This is a genomic window from Stenotrophomonas sp. SI-NJAU-1, assembly GCF_020883215.1.
GTDB classification, from domain to species: Bacteria; Pseudomonadota; Gammaproteobacteria; order Xanthomonadales; family Xanthomonadaceae; genus Stenotrophomonas; species Stenotrophomonas indicatrix.
In genome coordinates this window covers 986,514-1,003,020 of sequence record NZ_CP086598.1, presented here as the reverse complement: position 1 = coordinate 1,003,020, position 16,507 = coordinate 986,514, and the positions used below count along the sequence as shown (strand labels likewise).

The 16,507-nt window shown below is 67.0% G+C and carries 18 protein-coding genes; 5 read left to right on the top strand and 13 right to left on the bottom strand.

Annotated elements, in window-relative coordinates; translation table 11 throughout:
* Positions 1 to 60: 60 nt before the first annotated feature.
* From LMF57_RS04550 to LMF57_RS04510, 9 genes are all read right to left on the bottom strand, one after another.
* Positions 61 to 1,425, bottom strand: a complete 1,365-nt coding sequence (locus LMF57_RS04550) for an aminodeoxychorismate synthase component I (protein ID WP_117309675.1) — start codon at positions 1,423 to 1,425, stop codon at positions 61 to 63.
* Between the two features lie 92 nt (positions 1,426 to 1,517).
* A complete protein-coding gene (gene fabF / locus LMF57_RS04545; RefSeq protein WP_025874076.1) occupies positions 1,518 to 2,780 on the bottom strand; it encodes a beta-ketoacyl-ACP synthase II in 1,263 nt (420 codons plus the stop codon).
* Positions 2,781 to 2,925: 145 nt separating this feature from the next.
* On the bottom strand, positions 2,926 to 3,165 hold the full coding sequence (gene acpP / locus LMF57_RS04540; protein ID WP_025874077.1) for an acyl carrier protein: 240 nt from the start codon (positions 3,163 to 3,165) through the stop codon (positions 2,926 to 2,928).
* A 152-nt stretch (positions 3,166 to 3,317) separates the two neighbouring features.
* The gene (gene fabG / locus LMF57_RS04535; RefSeq protein WP_117309674.1) at positions 3,318 to 4,061 is read right to left on the bottom strand and encodes a 3-oxoacyl-ACP reductase FabG; all 744 of its coding nucleotides are present in this window, start codon (positions 4,059 to 4,061) and stop codon (positions 3,318 to 3,320) included.
* An 82-nt stretch (positions 4,062 to 4,143) separates the two neighbouring features.
* Positions 4,144 to 5,088, bottom strand: coding sequence for an ACP S-malonyltransferase (gene fabD / locus LMF57_RS04530; protein ID WP_025874079.1), 945 nt, complete (start codon positions 5,086 to 5,088; stop codon positions 4,144 to 4,146).
* A gap of 137 nt (positions 5,089 to 5,225) precedes the next feature.
* Complete coding sequence (locus LMF57_RS04525) at positions 5,226 to 6,008, bottom strand: hypothetical protein (RefSeq protein ID WP_032977357.1); 783 nt, start codon at positions 6,006 to 6,008, stop codon at positions 5,226 to 5,228.
* Between the two features lie 73 nt (positions 6,009 to 6,081).
* Positions 6,082 to 7,059, bottom strand: coding sequence for a beta-ketoacyl-ACP synthase III (locus tag LMF57_RS04520; RefSeq protein WP_049465181.1), 978 nt, complete (start codon positions 7,057 to 7,059; stop codon positions 6,082 to 6,084).
* A gap of 91 nt (positions 7,060 to 7,150) precedes the next feature.
* Positions 7,151 to 7,345 carry a 50S ribosomal protein L32 gene (rpmF, locus tag LMF57_RS04515; RefSeq protein ID WP_025879386.1) on the bottom strand — a complete coding sequence of 65 codons (195 nt, stop codon included), beginning with the start codon at positions 7,343 to 7,345 and terminating at the stop codon, positions 7,151 to 7,153.
* Between the two features lie 107 nt (positions 7,346 to 7,452).
* The gene (locus tag LMF57_RS04510) at positions 7,453 to 7,962 is read right to left on the bottom strand and encodes a YceD family protein (protein WP_049465184.1); all 510 of its coding nucleotides are present in this window, start codon (positions 7,960 to 7,962) and stop codon (positions 7,453 to 7,455) included.
* 114 nt (positions 7,963 to 8,076) lie between these two features.
* Here LMF57_RS04510 and LMF57_RS04505 point away from each other — a divergent pair, with 114 nt between their 5' ends.
* Positions 8,077 to 8,649: a Maf family nucleotide pyrophosphatase gene (locus LMF57_RS04505; protein WP_117309671.1), complete on the top strand. Its 573-nt coding sequence runs from the start codon at positions 8,077 to 8,079 to the stop codon at positions 8,647 to 8,649.
* 22 nt (positions 8,650 to 8,671) lie between these two features.
* Here LMF57_RS04505 and LMF57_RS04500 read toward each other — a convergent pair whose 3' ends face one another.
* A complete protein-coding gene (locus LMF57_RS04500) occupies positions 8,672 to 10,513 on the bottom strand; it encodes a glycosyltransferase family 39 protein (protein WP_208082516.1) in 1,842 nt (613 codons plus the stop codon).
* A gap of 44 nt (positions 10,514 to 10,557) precedes the next feature.
* Here LMF57_RS04500 and LMF57_RS04495 point away from each other — a divergent pair, with 44 nt between their 5' ends.
* Genes LMF57_RS04495 through LMF57_RS04480 form a run of 4 tightly spaced genes read left to right on the top strand, consistent with a single transcriptional unit; the run spans position 10,558 to position 14,924 of the window.
* Positions 10,558 to 11,511 (top strand): MoxR family ATPase, encoded by a 954-nt coding sequence (locus LMF57_RS04495; protein ID WP_208082515.1) that lies wholly within the window; start codon positions 10,558 to 10,560, stop codon positions 11,509 to 11,511.
* A gap of 2 nt (positions 11,512 to 11,513) precedes the next feature.
* Positions 11,514 to 12,458: a DUF58 domain-containing protein gene (locus LMF57_RS04490; RefSeq protein WP_208082514.1), complete on the top strand. Its 945-nt coding sequence runs from the start codon at positions 11,514 to 11,516 to the stop codon at positions 12,456 to 12,458.
* Positions 12,451 to 14,400: a DUF3488 and transglutaminase-like domain-containing protein gene (locus LMF57_RS04485; protein WP_229290977.1), complete on the top strand. Its 1,950-nt coding sequence runs from the start codon at positions 12,451 to 12,453 to the stop codon at positions 14,398 to 14,400. Before LMF57_RS04490 ends, LMF57_RS04485 begins: the two co-directional genes overlap by 8 nt.
* The gene (locus LMF57_RS04480) at positions 14,397 to 14,924 is read left to right on the top strand and encodes a Slp family lipoprotein (protein ID WP_025879379.1); all 528 of its coding nucleotides are present in this window, start codon (positions 14,397 to 14,399) and stop codon (positions 14,922 to 14,924) included. The genes LMF57_RS04485 and LMF57_RS04480 overlap by 4 nt, the downstream gene beginning before the upstream one ends.
* A gap of 121 nt (positions 14,925 to 15,045) precedes the next feature.
* Here LMF57_RS04480 and LMF57_RS04475 read toward each other — a convergent pair whose 3' ends face one another.
* The 3 genes from LMF57_RS04475 to LMF57_RS04465 form a co-directional block, all read right to left on the bottom strand.
* Complete coding sequence (locus tag LMF57_RS04475; protein ID WP_032977365.1) at positions 15,046 to 15,405, bottom strand: histidine triad nucleotide-binding protein; 360 nt, start codon at positions 15,403 to 15,405, stop codon at positions 15,046 to 15,048.
* 65 nt (positions 15,406 to 15,470) lie between these two features.
* Positions 15,471 to 16,070 carry a recombination mediator RecR gene (recR, locus tag LMF57_RS04470; protein WP_208082512.1) on the bottom strand — a complete coding sequence of 200 codons (600 nt, stop codon included), beginning with the start codon at positions 16,068 to 16,070 and terminating at the stop codon, positions 15,471 to 15,473.
* Between the two features lie 114 nt (positions 16,071 to 16,184).
* The gene (locus tag LMF57_RS04465) at positions 16,185 to 16,505 is read right to left on the bottom strand and encodes a YbaB/EbfC family nucleoid-associated protein (RefSeq protein ID WP_117309666.1); all 321 of its coding nucleotides are present in this window, start codon (positions 16,503 to 16,505) and stop codon (positions 16,185 to 16,187) included.
* Between the last annotated feature and the right edge of the window lie 2 nt (positions 16,506 to 16,507).

Genomic DNA, 16,507 nt, shown 5'->3' with positions numbered 1-16,507 from the left:
GGCGCTACCGTGGCGTCTCCCTCCTGGTAGCGCCGGGCCATGCCCGGCGGCGGCAATCGGTCAACCCTGCTGCCCCAGCGCCCGCAGCAGGCCGCGGGCCTTGGCCCGGGTTTCGTCCAGTTCCTTGTCCGGGTCCGAGTCGACCACGATGCCGGCACCGGTACGGAAGCTGACCTCGCTGCCGTCCACTTCGGCGGTGCGGATCAGGATGTTCAGGTCCAGGTCGCCATCACGGTTCAGCCAGCCGAACGCGCCGGTGTACGCGCCGCGTGGCACCTGCTCCAGCTCACTGATGATCTGCATGCAGCGCACCTTCGGGCAGCCGGTGATGGTGCCGCCGGGGAAGGTCGCGGCGATCACCTCGCCCGGGGTGACGTCCGCGCGCAGCTGGCCGCTGACGTTGCTGACGATGTGGTGCACGTGGGCGTAGCTTTCCACGGTCATCAGCTCGTCCACCACGACCGTGCCGGGCAGGCAGATGCGGCCCAGATCGTTGCGCTCCAGGTCGATCAGCATCACGTGCTCGGCGCGCTCCTTGGGATGGCCGACCAGTTCCTGGATGCGCGCGGCATCGTCGTCGCCCTCGAAGCGCGGACGGGTGCCGGCGATCGGGCGGGTCTGTGCGTGGCCGCCATGCACCGACACCAGCCGTTCCGGCGACGAGCTGACCACATGCCGGCCGTACGCACTGAACAGGCCGGCAAACGGCGCCGGATTGGCCCGCCGCAGCTGCGCGTACAGCGCCTGCGGGCTGACCGGTGCTGCGAAGTGCGCGCTCCAGCGCCGCGACAGGTTCACCTGGAACACGTCGCCGGCGCGCAGGTAGTCGATCACCCGGCGCACACCCTCGGTGAAGCGCTGTGGTTCGTCTTCGCTGACCGACTGCGGCGGCTGCCAGCCCTGCCCGGCCGGCGGCAGTTCACCCGCTACCAGCGCGACCAGCGAGTCCAGCAGCGCTTGCTCGCCCGCTTCGGCAACGAGGAAGCTGGTGTCGGCCTGGTGGTCATGCAGCACGGCGGCCGGGCAGCGCAGGGCAAGTGCGGTCGGCCGGCCGTCATCGCGCGCGCGCGCCGGCAGCACCGGTTCGACCTGGCTGGCCACTTCGTAATCGAGCATCAACGCCCAGCCACCGCGGAACGGCAGCGCGTGGCCGCCGTCGTGCGGCAACCGCTGTGCCTGCCATGCGCGGTCCAGCGCCTGCAGGAAGCTGCCGGGCTGCACCGCGCCGTGCTGGTCGCGCACCTGGCCATCGGCGTCCAGCTGCAGGGTGTCGCCCTGCGCGGCCAGCAGCAGGCTCCAGCGGCCCTGGGCGGTGCCTGCGGCGGTGGACTCCATCAGCAGCGGGAAACGCACCGGGTCGCGCTGCTGCAGGGCCAGCAGGTCGATCGGGTGCGGCAGCGGGTGGATCAGCGGGGAGTGGGTCATGGCAGCCAGTTCGGGAGACGGATACACGGAAGCCGCCTTGCGGCGGCCTCGTGGTTGGCGGAGCCGAGCATGGCTCGACCCTACTGGTGCGATCAGACGCGCTTGAAGATCAGCGTGCCGTTGGTGCCGCCGAAACCAAAACCATTCGACATCACCACGTCGACCTTGGCCTGGCGTGCTTCGTTGGGCACGTAGTCCAGGTCGCAGCCTTCGCCCGGCTGCTGCAGGTTGATGGTCGGCGGAATCACGTTGTCACGCATTGCCAGCACCGAGAAGATCGCTTCCACGCCGCCGGCAGCGCCGAGCAGGTGGCCGGTCATCGACTTGGTGGAGCTGACCATCATCTTGTAGGCGTGGTCGCCGAAGGCGGTCTTCATCGCCATGGTCTCACCGAGGTCGCCCAGCGGGGTCGAGGTGCCATGTGCGTTGAGGTAGCCGACCTGTTCCGGGGTGACACCGGCGTCCTTCATGGCCATGGTCATGCAGCGCGCAGCGCCTTCGCCGTTCTCGCTCGGCGCGGTCATGTGGTACGCGTCGGAGCTGGCGCCGAAACCGGCCAGCTCGCAATAGATCTTCGCGCCACGCGCCTTGGCGTGCTCGTACTCTTCCAGGATCAGGATGCCGGCGCCGTCGCCCAGCACGAAGCCGTCACGGTCCTTGTCCCACGGGCGCGAGGCCTGTTCCGGAGCATCGTTGCGGGTGCTCATTGCCTTCATCGCGCAGAAGCCGCCCAGCGCCGTCGGCGAGGAGCCGCGCTCTGCACCGCCGGCCACCATCACGTCCGCATCGCCGTACTGGATCATGCGCATGGCGGTGCCGATGGAATGGTTGGAGGTGGCGCACGCCGAGACCGCCGAGAACGACGGGCCCTTCAGGCCGCTGATGATGCTCAGCTGGCCCGGCAGCATGTTGATGATGGTCTTGGGCACGTAGAAGGGAGAGATCTTCTTCCCTTCGTGGAATTCGATGGTCTGCTCTTCGATGCCGAGCAGGCCGCCGATGCCAGCGCCAACGATGGCGCCGATGCGGTCGGCATTGGCGTCGGTGATCTCCAGGCCCGAATCATGCAGGGCCATGAACGCGGCACCGAGGCCGTAATGGATGAACGGGTCCATCTTCTTGGCATCCTTGCCGCTGACCCGGTACTTGCCGAACAGTTCGTTGTCGGCGGTGATGTCAAAGCCTTTGACCTCACCTGCGATCTTGGTGGTGAACCGTTCCAGGTAGGCATCAGAAACGTTGGTCAGCGGACCGATGCCCGAACGACCGTGGGTGATGCCTTCCCAGCTGCTGGCCAGATCATTGCCCAACGGCGAGACCATACCCAGGCCGGTTACGACGACGCGACGCTTCATTGCTGATTCTCCTGACCCGAACGTTCTTTGCGGGTAACGCGGTTTACTTCGGTGTGGTGCGCAAACACACGGGGCCGCAAACAGCGGCCCCATGGGGTGTCGTGCGCGCCGGACTCAACGCCCGCACGCGCACTGACGTCCTGCATCAGGCCTTGACGTGGGCCGTGATGTAGGTGATCGCCGCCTGCACGGTGCTGATCTTCTCGGCTTCTTCGTCCGGGATCTCGCACTCGAATTCTTCTTCCAGCGCCATCACCAGCTCGACGGTGTCCAGCGAGTCAGCGCCCAGGTCATCGACGAACGATGCGCTGTTGGTGACTTCTTCTTCCTTGACGCCAAGCTGTTCGATGACGATTTTCTTGACGCGTTCTTCGATGGTGCTCATGGGATATCGCTCCAGATGGAGTAGTGGTTCAAAAGTGGTCGCCATCAAAGGCGATGGCCGTGGGATAGTGTAGTGGAAACCGGCGTGACCTTGCATTGCAGCAAAAATCCTCGCAGATCAACCACTTGCGGCGCGATCCCTGCGCCCCTTGCTTACGGCATGTACATGCCGCCGTTCACATGGAGAGTTTCGCCGGTGATGTAGCCGGCAGCCGGGCTGGCCAGGAAGGCCACCGCATGGGCGATGTCCTCCGGCGAACCCAGGCGTTCGAGGGCGATGTCGCCGATCAGCGCGGCACGCGCTTCTTCCGGCAGCGCCTTGGTCATGTCGGTGTCGATGAAGCCCGGCGCGACCACGTTGACGGTGACCCCGCGCGAGCCGATTTCCTTGGCCAGCGACTTGGAGAAACCGATGATGCCGGCCTTGGCGGCGGCATAGTTGGCCTGGCCGGCGTTGCCGGTCACGCCCACCACCGAGGCGATGTTGATGATGCGGCCCTTGCGCGCCTTCATCATGCCGCGCATGACGGCCTTGCTGGTGCGGAACACGCTGGTCAGGTTGGTGTCGATGATCGACGCCCAATCGTCTTCCTTCATGCGCATCAGCAGGTTGTCGCGGGTGATGCCGGCGTTGTTGACCAGGATCGAGATCGGGCCGAATTCCTTGGCGATACCGTCAAGCACGGCATCGAGCGCAGCGGCGTCGGTGACGTTCAGCGCGCGGCCGTGACCGCCGTGGGCAGCCAGGCGCTCGCCGATCGCGGCGGCGCCGGACTCGGTGGTGGCGGTGCCGATGACGGTGGCGCCCTGGGCGGCCAGCAGATCGGCGATGGCGGCACCAATGCCACGGCTGGCACCGGTAACCAGTGCGATTTCACCCTGCAGGGGCTTGCTCATGATGTTTTCCTCAGGCTGGGGCGGCCGCAGCACCCGCGCCGCTTGCAGCGGCCACCGGCACGGTCGGCAGGAACAGGGGCAATCAGGCCGACCACGTCTCGCGGGCGGTTTCGAAGTCGCCCGGGGTGGCCAGGGAACGGCCGTCGATGGCCTTGTCGATGCGCTTGACCAGACCGGTCAGCACCTTGCCCGGGCCGCATTCGGCGATCCGGGTGACGCCACGGGCGGCCAGCGCCTGCACGCAGCCGGTCCACTGCACGGGCTGGTACAGCTGCTGCACCAGCGCGGCGCGGATCGCGTCCACACCGTCGTGCACCTTGGCGTCGACGTTCTGCACCACCGGCAGCTGCGGCAGCTGCCAGGACAGGCCGGCCATCACTTCGGCCAGACGGTTGGCGGCTTCGCGCATCAGCGGGGTGTGCGAGGGCACGCTGACGGCCAGCTTGACCGCCTTGCGCACGCCCTTCTCGGCCAGCAGCGCCAGCGCGCGGTCGACCGCGGCAGCGTCGCCGCCGATCACGATCTGGCCCGGCGAGTTGAAGTTGGCCGGAACGACCACCTGGCTGCCGGCGGCTTCGGCGCAGACGTCCAGCACCAGCTGGTCTTCAGCGCCGAGCACGGCGGCCATCGCGCCAACACCTGCGGGAGCGGCGTCCTGCATCAGCTGGCCGCGCAGGCGCACCAGGTGCGCACCGTCGTGCAGGCTGAGGGCGCCAGCGGCGACCAGGGCGGTGTACTCACCCAGGCTGTGGCCCGCCAGAACCGACGGACGAGGACCGCCCACGGCGTTCCAGGCGCGCCACGCGCCGATGCTGGCGGCCAGCAGGGCCGGCTGGGTGTATTCGGTACGGTTGAGCATTTCCTCCGGGCCGCCCTGGGACAACGCCCACAGGTCAACGCCGGCACCATCGGATGCCTCGGTGAAGGCCTCACGCACCTGCGGGTGCAGTTCGGCCAGCTCGGCCAGCATGCCCACAGACTGCGAGCCCTGACCGGGGAAGACAAAAGCGAGGGTGGATACGGTCACGCGGTCATCCGCTTGTTGCAATCGAAGCGGGCCATGATAAGGGGGAACATGCCGTGTCGTCTGTACGTGCGCGTATGCACGCCGTATGGACAGTGCCGCGACACGGGGTCCGCCGGGCATGGCCCGGCGGACCGCCATCAGCAGAGCAGCTGCAGGATGTCCAGCTCGCCGTCGGCGAACCAGTCCATGCACAGGCCGACCACCATCAGCAGGCCCAGCGTGGTGGCGCCATGGGTGATGAAGATGGAGTGGGCCAGCGCACGCGCCGAGCGCCCCAGCTTCATGCACACCCGCGCCAAGCGCTGCAGACGGCCGCTGACGGCGTGCACATGCGCGCGTACCGGTGCCTGCACCCCGTTCATCGCCTCGGCCATCATCGCCTGCAGGCTTTCGGGGCGATCAGCGTAGTACTTGGCCACGCCGTAGCCGAACATCAGCCAGTCACGCGCCTGCGCTTCGGCCAGGTCCATGACTTCCAGCGGATCTTCTTCGAAGTCGATGAAACCGACATTCTGGCCATCCCAGGTGAGGTTGCGCGGCAACGGCTGGCCGAAATAGGCGCCACGTGCGTGTGCTTCGGCGATGGCCTGCATTGCCGCGGCCACGAGGCGATCGCGACCGGCATCGTCGGCCTCGCGCAGGCAGGTATTGAACGAGCTGCCGTTGTCGCCGATCACCAGCGCGGCATGGCCGCTGCCGATCACCGCGGGCACGTTCACGCCCTGCGCCTGCAGTTCCGCCAGCCGGCGGGCCTCGGTTTCGCGCGCGGCGTCGCCACCGCGGTGCGGCGGCGGGCGCAGCGCATCGAGATGGAACCGGCGGGCAACAAAATTGAGCAGGCCCAGGGCCACGGCCCGGCTTCCTTCGCCGTACTGCTTCAGCCAGGCGCGCTGCCCTTCGATGACGATGGGCTCAACCATGACGGTCTCCTTCAACGCATTACGGCCCCAGAGGGGCCGTAACGACGGTTTCACGTTGTCGTAACTTGCACTATCAATAGCGCAGCAGGGCCGAACCCCACGTGAAGCCACCACCGAAGGCTTCCAGCAGCAGCAGCTGGCCGCGCTCGACCCTGCCGGAACGAACGGCAGCATCCAGTGCCAGCGGCACCGAGCCGGACGAGGTATTGCCGTGCTTGTCGACAGTGACCACGACCTGGTCCATCGACATCTCCAGCCGCTTGGCGGTGGCTTCGATGATGCGCAGGTTGGCCTGGTGCGGAATCAGCCAGTCCAGGTCGGACTTGGTCAGGCCGTTGGCATCCAGGGTTTCGTCCACGACCGAGTCCAGCGCCTTGACGGCGTACTTGAACACGTCGTTGCCCTTCATGTTGATGGTGCCGCCACCGTTGTTGCCTTCACCGAAACCGACCGAAACGCCGACCGGATTCCACAGCAGCTCTTTCTTGCTGCCATCCGAATGCAGGTGGGTGCTGAGGATGCCGGTTTCTTCGTCGGCCTTGAGCACGACAGCGCCCGCGCCATCACCGAACAGCACGCAGGTGGTGCGGTCTTCCCAGTCGACGATGCGGGTCAGGGTTTCCGCGCCGATCACCAGCACATGGCGGGCATCACCGGAGCGGATGAATTTGTCAGCCACGCTGAGCGCGAACACGAAGCCCGAACAGGCCGCGTTGACGTCGAAAGCGGGGCAGCCGCTCACACCGAGCTTGGCCTGGATCAGGCACGCGGTGGAGGGAAAGATCAGATCGGGAGTGGTCGTACCGACCACGATCATGTCGAGCTGCGAAGCGTCGATACCGGCCGCTTCGATCGCACGCAGCGCGGCCTGGTAGCCGAGATCACTGGTGGTTTCGCCTTCGGCAGCGATGTGCCGTTCACGGATACCGGTGCGCGTCTGGATCCACTCGTCCGAGGTCTCGACCATTTTTTCCAGGTCGGCATTGGTCAGGACTTTTTCCGGCAAATAACTACCGGTGCCCGCGATCCTCGAGTAGATCCGCTTGCTCATCATGTTTCCTGTTGCACGAGCCGCCGTTCACCGGCGTGCCCGGGAAAGAAGGCGAAGGCCGCTGCCCAGCGGGCAGCGACCCTCCGGCACATCAGTCTTCCTGGACAGCCGAAGACTTGGTCTGGATGACCTTCTTGCCGCGGTAGAAACCGTCAGCAGTGATGTGGTGACGCAGATGCACTTCGCCGGTGGTCGGGTCGGTCGACAGCTGCTTGGCGCTCAGGGCGTCATGCGAACGACGCTGGCCACGACGGGACGGGGTAACACGGGATTTCTGGACAGCCATGGGATTGCTCCAAACTCGGTTCGTTTTGCTTCGTCGTTTCGTCGCACAGGACGCCAGCGCCCAGCACACTTTTCGCTTTCGCCGCAGCCGCCGACGACAACCGGCTGCTATTGTTTCTTCAATGCCGCCAACGCCGCGAACGGATTGGCCTTTTCAGTTTCTTCTTCGGTCGGCGCCCAGTCCTTGTCGACTGCCTCGCCGTCCGGCGACAGCGGCACCACAGGCACCGCCAGCACCAGTTCGTCTTCGACCAGGTCCAACGGACGCAGCTGGCCATCTTCCGGCACCAGCAACGCCTCGTATTCCTCCGGCAAGGACGATTCCTCGTCCTCGTCGCGGATCAGGCCAAGCCTCTGGGTCATCTTCACCGGCAACAGGAAACGCTGCATGCTGCGCTGACAGGTCAGCGGCAACGCGGTATCGATGGTCAGTTCCACATAGGATACCCGCAAGATCTCGTCGCGACCGAATTCGAGCGAGTAATTACACTCACCCTCGGTATCGGCGACAAGCCCCTGCAGGCGAGTCAATTCAGCCAGGGCTACCTGACCGTCGAAGCGCCTTCGCGCTACGACCATCCGCCAGGCATCCAGCGTTTCGGGCACGTTCGCGGACATAAGCCGCCGAATATTAAGGATCGGCCGGTCGTGTGTCAAATGACTGCCACGAAAGGCTTGCTGTGGCTGGCGGTACCGGGCCAGACTTTCGCGTCCCGCCCCCGGAATTCCCGCATGCCTGCCCTGGTCCTGGCCTCCACTTCCCGCTACCGCCGCGATCTGCTGGAACGGCTGGGCCTGCCCTTCGACTGCGCACGCCCGCAGGTGGATGAGACCCCGCAGGCCGACGAAGCGCCGCTGGCGCTGGCGGCACGCCTGGCCGGCGCCAAGGCGGCCGACGTGGCCGCCCGCCATCCCGGCAGCTGGGTGATCGGCTCGGACCAGGTGGCCGACCTGAACGGCCAGCCGCTGGGCAAACCGGGCACGGTGCAGGCCGCCTGCGCGCAGCTGGCGGCGATGTCCGGGCAGACAGTGCGCTTCCATACGGCCATCAGTCTCACCCGTGACGGAGAATCCTTTTCGGCAATGGATATGACCCAGGTGCGCTTCCGCGCGCTGCAGGCATCGGAGATCGCCCGCTACGTGGCCATCGAACAGCCGCTGGACTGCGCCGGCAGCTTCAAGTGCGAAGGCCTGGGCATCAGCCTGTTCGAGGCCATCGACAACCGAGACCCCACGGCGCTGATCGGGCTGCCGCTGATCGCGCTGTGCAGCTTGTTGCGCCGGGCCGGATTCGCGGTGCCCTAACCCCGGCACGAGGCACGCTGCCTCAGCGCTTGCCCACCACGAATGGCTGCTCCTGCCACTGCTCCACGCTGCCATCGCGACCGTGCAGGCGCAGGCCCAGCCAGTGCTTTCCCGGTGCCAACGTCGTGGTATCGAGCGTTGCATCGAAGCCGACAGCCGGGTGTTGCGGGTCAGTGCTGTCCGGCCAGGCGTGGCGGATATCGAACACCCGCCCATAGCTGGCATCGCCCATCGAACGACCATCCACCAGCACCTCAACCCGCGACAGGCCAACGCCCTCCTTGAACGCCCAGCCCTTGATCGCCAGCGTCCCGTTCACCACCTCTCCATTGGAGGGGGTGTCCAGCCAGGCCAGTGCAGGTGCTACGCATGGCCCCTGCGCGCGCTGCACCGGCAGGCGGAACAGCAGGAAGCGCTGGAACCCGTGATCGCTGCTGACCACACGCGGTGGTGGCAACGGCCCGACCTGTTCGCAGATGGCGTGATAACGGGTGAGCAGATCGCGGAAACGCTGATCGCTGGGCGACAGCACCAGCAGCATCGGCACGTCGCGCTCGCCTTCATGCACCTGTCCCCATTGCGCCAACTGCGCGGTACGGCCGTGCTTGTCGTTGAGCGGATGGGGCAGCACGTCGATGTCACCACGGCCCAGTTGGAAGCCCAGTTCGGCGCCCACCTTGAAGTTGCCGGCCAGCACACGGCTGCCTTCCGGCATCTGCTGCAGTTCTTCGCGAACCGCAGCCGCCAGCGGCTGCCAGCCGGCGAAGTTGCGCGGGTAGTACTTGTCGCCGGCCAACTGCTCGCGCAGCGATGACGAGGACGCCATCAGGTAATAGCCGAAGGCCAGCACCATGCCCAGCCCGGCCAGCCACCAGCCGGTACGCCGCAACCAGCGTGGCCAGCCGTTGAGGATCACCGGCACCGCCACCAGCAGGGCCAGGTAACCCGGCAGCGGCCAATGGAAGCTGATGCGTTCGACATCGGTGAAGAAGCCCAGGGCGAAGATGCCCAGCGTCGATACGCCACCGACCAGGCCGAAATAGCGCCACTGCGCGCGCGCACCACCGCCGTTGCGGGTGCCGGCCAGCGCAACTTTCCACATCGCAATGCACAGGACGGGCGTCACCAGCATCGGCTGGATCACCAGGAACCACAGGCCGCGCCACTCGAATGCCCACGGGTGGCGCTCGACTACCTGGAACTTCAGTCCAGCATCGTGATTGTCGGCATTCCAGGCCAACAGCGGCAGCCATGCCAGGACACCAACGGCCAAGGCCACCCAGACGCGCGGGTCGGCCAGCATGCGCCGGCCCTGCGGCAGCGCCAGCAGGGCAATGAAGCCGACGCCGATCACACCGATGAAGCGATAGTGGCTGAGCGCACCGATCAGCAGGCCCAGCGCCAGCTTCACCGCCGAGGAGGCGTCGACGTTGCGCAGCAGGCGTGCGCCGGCGTCCAGGCACAGCACCGCCGCCAGCGCCATCGGCACATCGGGTACGGCCAGCAGGCCCAGCGTGGCCGACAACGGCATCAGCAACGTCAAGCTGCCGGCCTGCCAACCGGCAACATTGCCGAACCAGCGCGCCGCAATGCGCGATACCAGCAGCGGCAGCAGTGCGCCGATGGCCAGGAACGGCAGCCGCAGCGCAAGCACATGCTGGCCGCCAAGCTCCACACCCAACCGGGTCAACCAGGCCGTCAGCCCTGGCAGATCCGAATAGGCCGCAGCCAGATGCTGGCCTTCCTGCCAGTAGAACGCCTCATCGACGAACAACGGCAGGCGTGCGGCCACGACCAGCTTGGCCGCTGTGACGAGCGTCCATAACCAGAGAAAAATCGTACGTGCGCGCTGTTCGCCCTGCATTGATGTATGGATAGAATCGACCGGTTACCGAACTTGAGACGATCATGACAGCTTCGTCCCCCATGCCCAGCATGCTAACCGATCAACTGCGTCAGTCCCTGCGCAATGCGCAGGACCAGGTCAACACGCTGGTGCTGGGCAAGGTGCATGAGGTGCGGCTGGCCTTCGTCGCCCTGCTTTCTGGCGGCCATCTGCTGATCGAAGACCTGCCTGGTCTCGGCAAGACCACATTGGCCCATGCCTTGGCCAGCAGCCTGGGGTTGAGCTTCCAGCGCGTGCAGTTCACCTCCGACCTGCTGCCGGCCGACGTGCTCGGCGTATCGGTGTACGACGCCGGCAGCCGCCAGTTCCAGTTCCATCCCGGGCCGGTGTTCACCCACGTGCTGCTGGCCGACGAGATCAACCGTGCGCCCCCGCGCACGCAGAGCGCCCTGCTGGAAGCGATGGCCGAGCAGCAGGTCACCCTCGACGGTCAGACACATGCCCTGCCCGATCCGTTCTTCGTGATCGCCACGCAGAACCCGGTGGATCTGTCGGGCACCTTCCCGTTGCCCGACTCGCAACTGGATCGTTTCCTGCTGCGGCTGGCGATGGGCTACCCCAGCGCGCAGGCGGAACGTGAGCTGCTGCGCGGCACCGATCGTCGCGACCTGATCGCCCGCGCGCTGCCGCAGCTGGACGACACCCAGGTACGTGCACTGCGCGAGGCCGTTGGCCAGGTGCATGTCAGTGACGCGCTGGTGGACTACGTGCAGGCATTGTTGACCCGCAGCCGCCAGCACGCTGGCGTACGCGTCGGATTGTCGCCGCGTGCCGGGCTGGCCCTGCTTCGCGCGGCCAAGGCACATGCGCTGCTGCTTGGCCGTGGCCACGTCGTGCCGGAAGACGTGCAGACCCTGTTCGTGGCGGTGGCCGGCCATCGCCTGGTGGGCGAGGCCGAGTCCAGCACGGGGCCGGCGCTGGCGCGGGCGATCCTGCAGACCGTCGCGGTCGATTGAACGTGGCATCGCATGCCCGGCGACTGTTGCAGCTGGCGCGCCCGCGCACGCCGGAGTCGTTGCCGCAGCGGCTGGACCGACGGCGCATCTATGTGCTGCCCACCCGCTTCGGCCTGTTTGTGGCCTGCCTGCTGGTCGCGATGTTGCTGGGCGCGCTGAACTACAACAACAACCCTGCGCTGTTGCTGGCACTGCTGCTGGCCGCAGCCGCAATCGCCAGCGCCATCGCTGCGCACCTGCAGCTGTCGGGCGTGCAGATCGACGCGATCTCCGCCGAACCAGTGCCGGCCGGACAGCCGCTGCGCCTGCGCGTGGACCTGTCGCTGCGCGATCCGCGGGCGCGCCACGGCCTGCATCTGCAACTGTGGAACAGCGAGGCGTGGCTCGACCTGGCCGCCCACGGCCGCGGTGAAGCCGAGCTGGAAGTACCCAGCGAACGCCGTGGCTGGCTGGAACTGCCACGCATCCGCCTGTCCAGCACCCAACCGCTTGGCTTGGTCAGGGCGTGGTCATGGGTGTGGCCCGAAGAACCCCTGCTGGTCTACCCGCTGGCCGAAGCGAAGGCGCCGCCGTTGCCGCAGCAGGGCAGCGATCCACTGCACACCCGCGCCCACGCCAATGGCGAGGAACTGCACCAGCTGCGCCCCTATCGCGCCGGGGATCCACCGCGCAGCATTGCCTGGAAGCACTCGGCGCGCCGCGACACGCTGCTGGTACGCGAGTATGAAAAACCGGTAGGCATCGAGGTCGTGCTGGACTGGCGCGCACTGGCCCCCTTGGACCGGGAAGCACGCATTGCGCGGCTGGCACGCTGGGTGGACAGCGCCGAGCGCGAAGGCCGACGCTACACGCTGCTGCTGCCGATGCAGCCGCCACTCGGGCCCGGCCAGGGCGCCGGCCACCACCATCTGTGCCTGCGCGCGCTGGCGCTGCTTCCCCATGACTGAGCCTGCCCTGCTGCTGGACCGCAACACCCGCACGTGGACGCTGGCCAGCGCCGCACTGGCCTTGTTGCCGCTGCTGCTGCAGCTGCCCACCACATTGGCCGCGTTGATCGCTGTGGCGGCGCTCGCCACCGCGGCGCTGTCACAGCGCGGCGTGCTGCCGATGCCGGTGCGGGTACTGCTGGTGCTGGGCATGCTGGCTGCCATCGTCTGGCAGATGGGGGCGGTGCGCCCCGGCCGGGATACCGGTTGCGCGCTGCTGGCGGCGATGCTGGCGATCAAGTCCAGCGAGCTGCGTACCCTGCGCGATGCACGCAGCCTGCTCGGCTTTGCCCTGTTTTCACCGTTTGCTGCCTTCCTGCTCGACCAGGGGCCGCTGACCACCGTGCTCGCCGTGCTGGCCGGCGTCAGCGCCCTGATTGCGCTGCAGCGCCTGGCGCAGGGTGAAGGCCGCAGTGCGCCGCCGCCACTGACCACGCAGCTGCGTGGTGTCGGTCGCCTGCTGCTGATCGGCCTGCCGCTGGCGCTGGCCTGCTTCTGGCTGTTCCCGCGGTTGGCCACGCCGCTGTGGGGCATTCCCGAACGCGCGGTCGGCACACCGGGGCTGTCGGACACGATGGAGCCGGACAAGTGGCTGGATCTGATGGCCGACGACACCCCGGCCCTGCGTGTCCAGTTCTTCGGCGCGGCTCCAGCGCCGACACAGCGCTACTGGCGCGGGCCGGTACTGACCCGGTTCGATGGGCTCGTCTGGCGACGCGACCGCCGTACCGAAGGTCTGCCGCCAGCCATCGTGGAACACGGCACGGAGGGCTGGGACTATCAGATCGATTACGAACCTACCGACCGTCGCCAGCTGGTCGCGCTGGATCTCCCCACTGCCGCACCAGAGGGCAGCCGACTGGATGCAGCCCTGAGCCTGAGCAGCGACCGTGCATTGTCCGCACTGAGCCGGTGGCGCCTGCACTCGGCTCCGCCGCAGCGCTTCGATGCCACGCTGTCGCCGTACCAGCGTCGCGCAGCGCTGCAGTTGCCGGAAGGCTTCAACCCACGCACGGCAACCCTGGCCCGACAGTGGCGGCAGGAAGCGGGAGACGACGACGACGCCGTGGTCCGTCGTGCGCTGGCGTGGGTCACCGCGGACTTCTCGTACACGTTGGAAACGCCGGCCCCCGGGCGCGATCCGGTGGATGCATTCCTGTTCGAGTACAAGGCCGGCTACTGCCAGCATTTCAGCTCTGCCTTCGTGGTGCTGATGCGCAACGCCGGCATTCCGGCACGGGTGGTCACCGGGTTCGCCGGCGGCACCCGCAACCGGATCGGCGACTACTGGATACTGCGGCGCATGGACGCCCACGCCTGGGCCGAGGTGTGGCTGCCGCAACGCGGCTGGGTGCGCATCGACCCGACAGCGGCAGTAGCACCCGAGCGCATTCTGGACACGCTCGATGATCGCCTGCAGGCTGGTGCCACTACCGGCCTGCAGCAACGCTGGCTGCAGCTGGGCCAGGTCGGCGACTGGATGCGCAGGGGCTGGAACGAACTGGTGCTGTCCTTCGACGCGCGCCGCCAGCAGCAGTTGCTGCAACCGTTCGGGCTGGACGACCTCGGCCCTGGACAGCTACTGGCCGGCTTCGTGATGGCCGCGTTGCTGGCGCTGGCGTGGATGGCGTGGCTGCTGGCCCGTGGCGAACGCGAGCGTGACCCGCTGCTGCGCGCCTGGCACCGCCTGGGGCAACGCTATGCGCGGCTGGGGCTGGGCCGCGAACCGCACGAACCGGCCCTGCACTGGGCCCGGCGGGTCCACGCACTGCGCCCCGACCCGGCCCTCATCACACTCAGCCAGCGTTTCGCCGATGCACGCTACGCTGGCACTTGTACCGAGCTCGCCCCATTATTGCGGGACCTGCGCAGGCATCGCCCGACTTCCGGAGCCTCCCCATGAATACCAAGTTCCTCCTCACCGCCGTGGCCGCCCTGGCCTTGTCGGCCTGCGCCACGGCCCCCAAGCCGCTGCAGGGACAGTTCAGCCTGGTTTCCCCGCGTGATTCTGTAGCCACCCAGCAGGTCGGCACGCCGGTGCGCTGGGGTGGTCGGATCATCGAAACCAAGCCCGGCCAGGGCGAGACCTGTTTCCAGATCATCTCGCGTCCGCTCAACGGCAGTGGCCGCCCGAACACCACCTCTTCCGACGCCAGCGACGGCCGCTTCATCGCCTGCCGCGCCGGCTTCTACGATCCGGCCGTGTTCGAAGCCGGCCGCGACGTGACCTTCATCGGCAAGATCGATGGCTACGCCAACACCCGTATCGGTGATTACGACTACCGGCTGCCGAAGCTGTCTGCCGACGTGATCTATCTGTGGCCGGAGCAGCGCCAGGTCGATGTGGTGCCCTACCCCTACGGACCGTGGGGCCCGGGCCCGTATGGCCCGTACTGGGGCGGCTACCGCGGCTGGGGCTGGTGGTAGTCCAGGCCCGTTGCACATGATGCAGAAGGCCGCCCACCGGGCGGCCTTTTTTCATCCACGCATGGCGTGGATCGACAGCGCACCAACAACAGTAGATCCACGCCATGCGTGGATGGCTGCCTCAACGCCCTGGCGTACCGAAGTGACCCAGCGGCGCGCCAGCCAGAAGATGCATGTGGATATGGAACACGGTCTGCCCGGCATCTTCGCGGCAGTTCATCACGATGCGGTAGCCGTCCTGCGCGAATCCTTCCCGACGCGCGTACTCGGCGGCGGCCAGGGCCAGCTTGCCGATCAGGTGCGCCTGCGACGGCTGCAGGTCATCCAGGGTCGGAATGATCTCGTTCTTCGGAATGAACAGCACGTGCACCGGCGCCTGCGGTGCGATGTCCTTGAACGCCAGCACGTCGTCGTCTTCATAGACGATGGTGGCCGGGATCTCGCGACGGATGATCTTGCTGAAGAGGGTTTCGCTGCTCATGGTCGGCCTCGGCGGGGTGTCCCCGCATTGTAGGCCGGTAACGCCGGGGCATGCCCGGCATCGACTCAATCGCGCACTTCGCTGCGGGTGCCGAACGCATGCGACAGCGTGCCGCGATCGACATACTCCAGCTCACCGCCGAGGGGCAGGCCCTGCGCCAGTCGACTCGGCCGCACCTGTCGGGCCCGCGCCAGCTGCGCGAGATAGTGCGCGGTGGCTTCGCCTTCCACGGTGGCGCTGGTGGCAATGATCAGTTCCTGCACCTCCGCTTCGGCCAGGCGCTGTTCCAGCTGCTCCAGACCCAGCTCGCGCGGGCCGATGCCATCCAGCGGCGACAGGCGCCCCTGCAGAACGAAGTAAACGCCGCGATAGCCGGTGGCGTTCTCGATCGCCAGGCGATCAGCCGGCGATTCCACCACGCACAGCTGGCTGCGCTCGCGGCTGCCATTGGCGCAGGTCGGGCACAGCTCGCTTTCGCTGAAGTCGCGGCACTGCGCGCAGTGACCGATGCGTTCGACCGCCTGCGCCAGCGTCTCGGCAAGGCGCTTGCCACCTTCGCGCTCGCGTTCGAGCAGGTGGTAGGCCATGCGCTGTGCCGTCTTCTGGCCTACGCCAGGCAACACCCGCAGTGCATCGATCAGTTGTTCAAGCAGGGGTGCGGACACAGCGGCGTGTTCTGTAGAGCCGAGCGTGCTCGACTGGAAACTGCGGGCAATCGAGCACGCTCGACGCTACACGGCGCATGGCACCCGGCAGTGCAGGTGCCACGCAGGACATCATCAGAACGGCATCTTCATGCCCGGCGGCAGCTGCATGCCGGCGGTGGCCGAACCCATCTTCGACTTCGACTCGGCGTCGATCTTGTTGGACGCATCGTTGAAGGCGGCGGCGATCAGGTCTTCCAGCATTTCCGGGTCACTGGCCAGCGACGGATCGATGCGTACCTTGCGGCACTCCTTGGCACCGGTCAGGGTGACATTGACCATGCCGCCACCGGCGCTGCCGGTCACTTCGATCCTGGCGATTTCTTCCTGGGCCTTCTGCAGGTTTTCCTGCATCTTCTGGGCCTGCTGCATCAGTTGGGCGATATTGCCGCGCATGT

What these genes read in the sequence shown, in the direction of transcription:
- LMF57_RS04465 (WP_117309666.1), bottom strand. Translation starts at nt 16,505, where the DNA reads ATGCGCGGCAATATCGCCCAACTGATGCAGCAGGCCCAGAAGATGCAG.
- LMF57_RS04550 (WP_117309675.1), bottom strand. Translation starts at nt 1,425, where the DNA reads ATGACCCACTCCCCGCTGATCCACCCGCTGCCGCACCCGATCGACCTG.
- LMF57_RS04495 (WP_208082515.1), top strand. Translation starts at nt 10,558, where the DNA reads ATGACAGCTTCGTCCCCCATGCCCAGCATGCTAACCGATCAACTGCGT.
- LMF57_RS04510 (WP_049465184.1), bottom strand. Translation starts at nt 7,962, where the DNA reads ATGTCCGCGAACGTGCCCGAAACGCTGGATGCCTGGCGGATGGTCGTA.
- LMF57_RS04505 (WP_117309671.1), top strand. Translation starts at nt 8,077, where the DNA reads ATGCCTGCCCTGGTCCTGGCCTCCACTTCCCGCTACCGCCGCGATCTG.
- LMF57_RS04475 (WP_032977365.1), bottom strand. Translation starts at nt 15,405, where the DNA reads ATGAGCAGCGAAACCCTCTTCAGCAAGATCATCCGTCGCGAGATCCCG.
- LMF57_RS04480 (WP_025879379.1), top strand. Translation starts at nt 14,397, where the DNA reads ATGAATACCAAGTTCCTCCTCACCGCCGTGGCCGCCCTGGCCTTGTCG.
- LMF57_RS04500 (WP_208082516.1), bottom strand. Translation starts at nt 10,513, where the DNA reads ATGCAGGGCGAACAGCGCGCACGTACGATTTTTCTCTGGTTATGGACG.
- rpmF (WP_025879386.1), bottom strand. Translation starts at nt 7,345, where the DNA reads ATGGCTGTCCAGAAATCCCGTGTTACCCCGTCCCGTCGTGGCCAGCGT.
- fabF (WP_025874076.1), bottom strand. Translation starts at nt 2,780, where the DNA reads ATGAAGCGTCGCGTCGTCGTAACCGGCCTGGGTATGGTCTCGCCGTTG.
- acpP (WP_025874077.1), bottom strand. Translation starts at nt 3,165, where the DNA reads ATGAGCACCATCGAAGAACGCGTCAAGAAAATCGTCATCGAACAGCTT.
- LMF57_RS04485 (WP_229290977.1), top strand. Translation starts at nt 12,451, where the DNA reads ATGACTGAGCCTGCCCTGCTGCTGGACCGCAACACCCGCACGTGGACG.
- LMF57_RS04525 (WP_032977357.1), bottom strand. Translation starts at nt 6,008, where the DNA reads ATGGTTGAGCCCATCGTCATCGAAGGGCAGCGCGCCTGGCTGAAGCAG.
- fabG (WP_117309674.1), bottom strand. Translation starts at nt 4,061, where the DNA reads ATGAGCAAGCCCCTGCAGGGTGAAATCGCACTGGTTACCGGTGCCAGC.
- LMF57_RS04520 (WP_049465181.1), bottom strand. Translation starts at nt 7,059, where the DNA reads ATGAGCAAGCGGATCTACTCGAGGATCGCGGGCACCGGTAGTTATTTG.